The 4,466-nt window shown below is 64.8% G+C and carries 3 protein-coding genes and 1 pseudogene; 2 read left to right on the forward strand and 2 right to left on the reverse strand.

Going from position 1 to position 4,466, the window contains the following annotated elements; all coding sequences use genetic code 11:
• The coding region (locus tag ACLQ62_RS15960; protein WP_411722613.1) for a PLP-dependent cysteine synthase family protein at positions 1–831 on the reverse strand (831 nt) is incomplete at its 3' end.
• Positions 832–1,558: 727 nt separating this feature from the next.
• Between ACLQ62_RS15960 and ACLQ62_RS15965 the strand changes: the two are divergent.
• Both ACLQ62_RS15965 and ACLQ62_RS15970 read left to right on the forward strand, forming a co-directional pair.
• A pseudogene (locus ACLQ62_RS15965) lies at positions 1,559–1,730 on the forward strand (IS21 family transposase); the annotation flags it as partial.
• Between the two features lie 357 nt (positions 1,731–2,087).
• On the forward strand, positions 2,088–3,023 hold the full coding sequence (locus tag ACLQ62_RS15970; protein WP_411722614.1) for a polysaccharide deacetylase family protein: 936 nt from the start codon (positions 2,088–2,090) through the stop codon (positions 3,021–3,023).
• A gap of 401 nt (positions 3,024–3,424) precedes the next feature.
• Here ACLQ62_RS15970 and ACLQ62_RS15975 read toward each other — a convergent pair whose 3' ends face one another.
• Positions 3,425–4,120: a TetR/AcrR family transcriptional regulator gene (locus ACLQ62_RS15975; RefSeq protein WP_411722615.1), complete on the reverse strand. Its 696-nt coding sequence runs from the start codon at positions 4,118–4,120 to the stop codon at positions 3,425–3,427.
• Between the last annotated feature and the right edge of the window lie 346 nt (positions 4,121–4,466).

Raw genomic sequence — 4,466 nt, forward strand, 5'->3', positions numbered from 1 at the left:
GGCGGCGACGACGTTCGCGCCGGAGGAGGTACGGGCTAACAGTCCCTCCTCGCGGGCGAGGGGGCGGGCCATGTCCATCGCCTCGTCCGCCGACACGGTGAGGATGTCGTCGACCTCATCGGGTTCCCACAGGGGCGGGACGAATCCGATTCCGATGCCCTCGATTCGGTTGCGTCCGCTCGGTCCCCCCGAGAGCACCGCAGATTCACTGGGCTCCACCGCGAAGATCCGGATCGACGGATCGTGCGCGTGCAGTGCGCGGGTGACCCCGTGAAGGGAGTGCGCGGTACCGACCGCGTGCACGAAGGCGTCGATCTGCCCGTGGCTCTGCTCCCAGATCTCCTCGCCCATCGGCAAGTAGCCGGTTATTGCGTCACGGTTGTTTAACTGGTCGCACCACCAGCTTCCCGGCGCCGACGACACTTCCGCGGCGCGGGCGATCATCGCCCTTATCAGCGACTCCGTGATGGCACCGCGCTCGCTCTGGACATCCTCGACCGTGGCGCCGAAGGCCAGCATGGTGCGCCGCTTCTCCTGGCTGAACGCGTCGGAGAACACGATGTGAAGGTTGAAGCCCAGCGCCGCACACACGAACGCCAGCGAGATGCCAGTGGTGCCAGCCGTGTATTCGACGACGGTTCCCCCGGGCTTCAGCAGGCCGTCTCGCATGGCGCCCTCAATCGCCGTGCGCGCCATCCGGTCTTTCATGCTGCCGGTCGGATTGGCCCACTCCAGCTTCGCGAAGACCCGGGCACCGTTGGCAGGAGCCACCGTGCGGAGCTCGACGAGTGGTGTGCCGCCGATGCCCGCGAGGGCGCCCGATGAACTCACCACACCCTCCTGCCGATGTCGGTAGGGCAATTGTGGCACTACGACCGCGGACACACAACGGCATGTACGACCGACGGCTGCGCGCCGACATCGACACTTCCCGTTCACCGCTACGGTTGGCACAGCCTTACCCCGCCCCGACAGGCAGACCTCAATGGGATCAACGCCGACCGTCAGCGCGTGTTCGAGGTGTTCTGCGATCTGGACAATGCAGTCGCCAAGTCATCGGTGCGTTGTTCGCCGAGGCGGCCAAGAAGGCTCTTCATCAGGACCTGGTCGACCTGAAGCGGCTGTGCGAAGCGCGCCAGTAGTCCCATCCGACGCAGACGGGCGGTCTCGGGTTCTGGGTGTCAGATGGCCGGGAAGGCCGCCGAGGACAGTAGCAACACCATCACCGTGCCGCTGAAAATTCCGGAGACCAGGTACCCGGAGCCCGGAAGTAGGCCCCGCCGTCAACAGCCGGTCAAGCACCTGCAAAAAATTTCCCCACAACCTTGGCCAGTGGAAGAGGCACTACGGGATGCGGACCATGGTCGAAACCTCGAACTCGCGCTTCAAGGACTCTGACCATGAGTAGCTCGGCGACCCCGCCAAGCGTTCGTGTACCGGTGAGCGTCCCACTTCGACGAAGGCTGAAGCGCGAGCCACGAGTCTGGCCGGCTGCTCGGTCATCGCGCCACCATGTCCAGCTCGGTCGCGACAACGTCCGAGGCGTCTACCGACGCCTATGAAGACCGGGGTGATCAAGCAACCTCGCGACGGTGAGACCGTGCTGAACAACGCTTACCGGCAACTGACCGCGCATTACTCGGCGGCGGTGCTACCCGGCAGAATCCGCCGGCCAAAGGACAAATCGAGTGGAGAATACTGTCGGCCATGTCGCGACCTGGGTCATCGCGGGGTTCGATAAGGCCATGTTGGCAACTTCCACAACGGCCGCACCCTGGAGCCGATGCCCGAGGAATCGGTGGGCCCTATTGCCGGATCGGGGCGACAACCATCAAGCGGCAGAGGACCGCTCCGTAGGGCAGCAAGGTTTTGTTCCAACTCTTCGTGGATCTAAGCGCAGAGTTCCCCACCGCGAAGGGATCTCGCCGGCCAATCTCAAATACATGCGAACGTTCGCCGAGGCCTTGGCCCGACGATGACTCGATTGGTCAACGGCCCGTTGGCCAATTGCCCTGGGGCGGACACGTCATCGAACTGCTTGAGAAACTCGAGGCGCCGAACTAGGCGACTGGCAATAGACTGCCGGAATGTCGGGGGGATGGACGAGGCGCACTGCTCTGCTCGCGGGCGTTACGTGGCTCACCGCCGGTTGCGCCCCCCTGCCGTCGCAGAGCGCGCAGCAGGCCGGCCCAAGCACCCTGCCCAGCGCTTCCCCGCTGCCAGGGCTGACGCCCGGCCCAACGCCGGCACCCGTCCTGTCGCCGGCACCCGGCCTGTCGCCGGCACCAGTACTGTCGCCGGAGGTGGATCCGCAAGCCGTGGCGGAACGCTTCCGCAGTGCCCAGGCGGCCCAGTGGGGACTCTTCGTCGATGGGGTGGAGAACGAACTGCTGGTGTCCCATTCCGGTTCGACGCCACTCATCGCCTTGACGCTCGACGCGTGCGGCGGGTCATCGGGAGGCGGCGTCGACTCCGTGCTGCTCGACCACTTGGTGAAGCATGGAATCCCTGCCACGCTCTTCCTCAATCAGCGGTGGATCGAGGCGAACGAAGCGTTGGCTCGTCAGCTCGCCCGCATGCCGCAGTTCGAACTGGGCAATCACGGGACGGCACACCGCCCGCTAACCATCTCCGGCAAGTCCGCTTATGGCATTCAGGGGACGGCAAGCGTCGATGAGGTCGTCGAGGAGATCTGGAGCAACCATCTCACTCTCGCGCAGATGACGGGATACTCCCCTCGTTGGTTCCGCTCGGGCACTGCTCACTACGACGAGGTTGCTGTGGCGATCGCTCGCGAGTTGGGTGAGCGGGTCGTCGGGTTCACAGTCAACGGCGACGCCGGTGCGACGTACAGCGCGGCGAATGTGGAGAGCGAGACGCGTACGGTAGCCCCGGGCGGCATCGTGATCGCTCACATGAACAAGCCTGCTTCAGGGACGGCGGCAGGACTTGCCGCCGCCACCACAGCCCTCATCGACGAGGGGTTCCGCTTTACCCTGCTCGATGGAGCGGATGCACGTTGAACTGAGACTTGGCGAGTGCCCTAAACTTCGGCAGTAGCGACGGCGCCGGTTCGGGGCAGGGGAACAGGTGGCCAGCTCACGGCGCTCAAGCAGATCGTCGAACTCGCCGGCGCGCAGTGGCTCGGCGCTTCGGTAGCGATCGGCTTCCTGAATCGCAACGCCACGCGTCGCGAGCTCAACGTCCGCACGATCTTTCACAACCGAGACCTTTAATGTCGCGGTGAGCGTCCGGCTTGCGGTCAGGGCTGAGCCACAACCATTCAAAGCGCTCGGGTCCAGCTGTCCACATCGGCGAGCTGCGCCGCCTCTAGGGCATCTGGTCATCGCTGGCGAGGGCGGCCTGCGTCGCGGCCCTACGGGCCATGGACCGGGGACGGGATGGCCGGCAAGAGCTTTCCGGTCTACGGAGAAAGTTGTGGTTCCGCCGAACTGCGGGCGTGCTCAAGGGCGCCGAGGATCAGGCTGAGGCCGTAGGTGAACTCGTCCGCGGGGTCGTAGTCACTTTCCATGAGTTCCGTGGCGGACTCGTTCAGGTAGGGGTACTCTTCCGGCGGTAGTTGCGGCAGGAACACCTCGTGGATCATGTCCGTGAGCTCGCCGGCGTCGGCGAAGGGGAGGCTCGCCTCCTGGAGGGCGAAGCCGTATATGTAGCTGTCGAGGAGCCAGTTCGCGTGGGTGGCCATTTGGACGGAGAAGCCGGCCTTGCGCAGGGAGGCCGTCACTGCCTCGTGGTGCCGCAGGCTGGCGGGTCCCTGTGTGGTCCGTGAGTCCATGAGGGTGATCGCCCAGCGGTGACGGGCGAGCACTTCTCTGGCAGACACCGCCCGCGCTCGCATCGCCGCTTGCCAATCACCCGTGCTTTCCGGCAGATAGATCTCAGCGAAGACGAGGTCCACAATGCCGTCGAGCAACTCCTCCTTGTTGCGGACGTGGTGGTACAGCGACATCGCCCCAGCGTCGAGCTCTCGGCCCAACCGGCGCATGCTGAGCGCGTCGAGGCCCTCGTTGTCGGCGAGGGCGAGGGCTTGGCGCAGCACCCGCTCCTTGCTGAGCGGGGTGGGGCCTCCTGCGCCTCCTTCGGTGGTTGCGCTCACCATGGCGGTGTCCCTTCAATCGCGGTCTTGACAGATCGTACACCGTACGCGTATCGTACGGCGTACGGTCATCGTACAGCGTACGACACAATCAGGCGTCACAGCCCACCACAACGCCACCAGCGCACCACCACCGGTGTCTTGCGGACCGGCTCACCAACCAAACGAAGGAGCAGACCATGAAAAAAGTACAGAATGTCCCCATCAACAGCGCTGTGAAGGACCCGCAGATCCCGGTGCAGGCCAAGCTCGCGGCAGCCTGGACCAGCTTGATGTTCTTCGTCATCTACATCGACTACTTCCACCTCTACAAGCCCGGCGCCATCGACCAAATCCGGGGTGGCGAAAT

Origin of the sequence: Mycetocola sp. (assembly GCF_046716805.1) — a bacterium.
Lineage (GTDB): Bacteria > Actinomycetota > Actinomycetes > Actinomycetales > Microbacteriaceae > Mycetocola_A.